Below are 2391 nucleotides of genomic sequence, written 5' to 3'. Positions count from 1 at the left end.
GTTCTTCGTCCTGCGATAGATCAACGATGCCTTGGTTCGCCGTAGCGTGTGGGTACCGTACATGGTTGGGTCAAGGCCAATGGCTGTCACCCACGCTTTGACTATTCGAGCGTATTGCCCGGTGGAGAGATGATCTGAGCCATGCAACCGGGTCGGAAACAAGAACTCCTCACCACGGAGGTGGGCCTGATGAATCCAGGCCTCCAGAACCTCGATTCTGGTTGACTGACTTCCTCAGGGCGTGAAGCTGGCGGTCGCACAGGATTTACAATCGGAGGCTCAGATGAACCGCCCGGTAGCCTTCAAGACGGTGCATCCAAGGCGGCCACGTCGAACAGGCAATTCAAACGCGACCTGAGCAAACACGGCTAGGCGCGGGCACGCCGGTATAGTCGACTCTATTGCCTACCGTATTTCCCGGAGCCTCCATCCAGTGTCTGACTTGCTGAGCAACGCCGCCTACACAAAACGCTTCGACCTGGTACTCGCCTACATCGACGCCAATCTCGAAGGTGACTTGTCCGTGAAGACGTTGAGCCAAGTCGCGAATTTTTCGGCGTGTCACTTCCATCGACAATTCACCGCGTTCGTGGGCGTGCCTGTTTCACGTTATGTACAACTGATGCGACTACGACGCGCGGCGCATTGCTTGTCTTCCCTCGCGAATTACTCGGTGCTGGACGCCGCTTTCGGTGCGGGTTTCGAAAGCCCCGAAGCATTTTCCAGAGCGTTCAGGCGGGCGTTCGGTATGACGCCGAGTGCATTCAGGAAGCAACCGAATTGGCAGGTCTGGAGTGCGGTGTTCACCATCCCTCATTTTTCCAGGAGCATCATCATGCAGATACGAATTGTGGAGTTTCGCGAAGTCAGGGTTGCAGCATTGGAGCATTGCGGAGCGCCCGGGCTCATTAATGAGAGCGTGCGTAAATTTATCGAATGGCGCATGCAGAGCGGACAGTCGCCGGTGGCATCAAGTCGCAGCTTTGGTATTCCTTTCGGTAACCCCGATACGACCCCGGCCGAAGCGTTCCGGTTTGCAATCTGCGGCGAGATTCACGAGGCGGTAGCAGCGAATGAGTTCGGCGTAACCGAGAGGGTTATCCCCGGCGGGCGCTGCGTCGTGGTGCGTCACGTGGGCTCGACGGATCACATCGGCGAATCGATCTATCCGATCTATCGCGACTGGCTCCCTACCAGCGGCGAGGAGCTTCGAGACCAGCCGCTGTTCTTCGATTATCTGAGCATTTCCCCCGAGACACCGCAGGATCAATGGCAGACCGATATTTATGTGCCTTTGCAATAGCGGACAGGTCGCTGCTGGTTTGAAACGATCGTCGTTGAGTTCATCGTTGTAATCTGCCTCTCGCCAAGGGGCAGCTATTGGCCGATCTCTGCCTGTCTTCCAGGGTAACAATCGACCGCGTATTCAACCTGTCGAGATTCTGCTGCGCGTCATGTGTATGAGGGCCGATCGGCCGTTTCCCAAAGAAGGTCGCTCCTCAATTGCATAAGGCACAAACCCAAGCTTGGGGTAGAGCAGCAGCCCTCCGGTGTTTTCGTTGAAACAGGAAATCTGCACCTCGTTGGCTCCGTAACGCTCGAATGCCAAGCCGGTCATCGTCTCTACGATGAACGTGGCCACTCCTTCACCCCGAGCGCTCGGCGAGACGATGACATTGCCGATACAGCAAACGCCATTGCGTTCAGCTCGATAGAAATTTGCAAACCCAACGACAGTCCCATTGATCTCCACGACGGTAGAGTCAAAGCGTTGGGAGATCGCGGTAATCAACTGCGTTTCCGTTAGCGGGAAGTGCGCCTTTGGAAACATGAAAAACAACTCTTGAGCGTTCTGAGGAAAGCCGCAGATCATTTTAACGTCGCTAGCCTTCACTGGCCTGTGGTTCAGTTTCATTGCTCGTCTCTAAGCTCCATGAATCGGTACTTTAGCTGAGTCCCAAGGCTAGCGCAGGGTGATGGAAAGCAATGGCATGCCCGCAAATGGCCGATTACAGCAGACATGAAGGGCGGTTGACGCCCCATGGCGGACACTAGAGTCAGGTGTTGGATTGATGAGCCGCCCAGTGTTTCATCTCTTCTGCAATGAAGTGGTTCACCAGGTCACTGTACATCTTCTCGATTGCATCCGGGCTCAGGCCCTCAGCCTCGGCCCACTCGCGTCGTGTCTCCAACATGGCCTTGAAACGCTCCGGAGCACGCACCGAAGTTGCTGAGGTCTTGTACTTCGAGGCAGCCAGTACATAGTGAAAACGCTTGCCCAACAGCTTGATAACAACCTGATCAAGGGCATCGATTTCGCGTCGAATATCCTCCATGCCTGCACACTCTTCGGGTTGCAACTGATTGATGACGTCCATGTAGGTGACTCCG

At 55.3% G+C, this 2391-nt stretch carries 3 protein-coding genes and 1 pseudogene; 1 reads left to right on the top strand and 3 read right to left on the bottom strand.

Annotated elements, in window-relative coordinates:
• Window positions 1–210 (bottom strand): annotated as a pseudogene (locus AC1DVH_RS29635) (site-specific integrase); the annotation flags it as partial.
• A gap of 223 nt (window positions 211–433) precedes the next feature.
• Between AC1DVH_RS29635 and AC1DVH_RS29630 the strand changes: the two are divergent.
• Window positions 434–1303: an AraC family transcriptional regulator gene (locus AC1DVH_RS29630; protein ID WP_477756783.1), complete on the top strand. Its 870-nt coding sequence runs from the start codon at window positions 434–436 to the stop codon at window positions 1301–1303.
• 123 nt (window positions 1304–1426) lie between these two features.
• Here the strand turns inward: AC1DVH_RS29630 and AC1DVH_RS29625 are convergent, their stop codons facing one another.
• Both AC1DVH_RS29625 and AC1DVH_RS29620 read right to left on the bottom strand, forming a co-directional pair.
• Window positions 1427–1915, bottom strand: a complete 489-nt coding sequence (locus AC1DVH_RS29625) for a GNAT family N-acetyltransferase (RefSeq protein ID WP_477756782.1) — start codon at window positions 1913–1915, stop codon at window positions 1427–1429.
• Window positions 1916–2057: 142 nt separating this feature from the next.
• Window positions 2058–2378, bottom strand: a complete 321-nt coding sequence (locus AC1DVH_RS29620; RefSeq protein ID WP_477756784.1) for an isochorismate lyase — start codon at window positions 2376–2378, stop codon at window positions 2058–2060.
• Window positions 2379–2391: the final 13 nt, after the last annotated feature.

This window comes from Pseudomonas sp. P4_C3 (assembly GCF_056402075.1).
This window is presented reverse-complemented; position numbering and strand designations above follow the sequence as displayed.

Excerpts from the sequence above, each read along its gene's own strand:
- AC1DVH_RS29625 (WP_477756782.1), bottom strand. The coding sequence starts at position 1,915 with ATGAAACTGAACCACAGGCCAGTGAAGGCTAGCGACGTTAAAATGATC.
- AC1DVH_RS29620 (WP_477756784.1), bottom strand. The coding sequence starts at position 2,378 with ATGGACGTCATCAATCAGTTGCAACCCGAAGAGTGTGCAGGCATGGAG.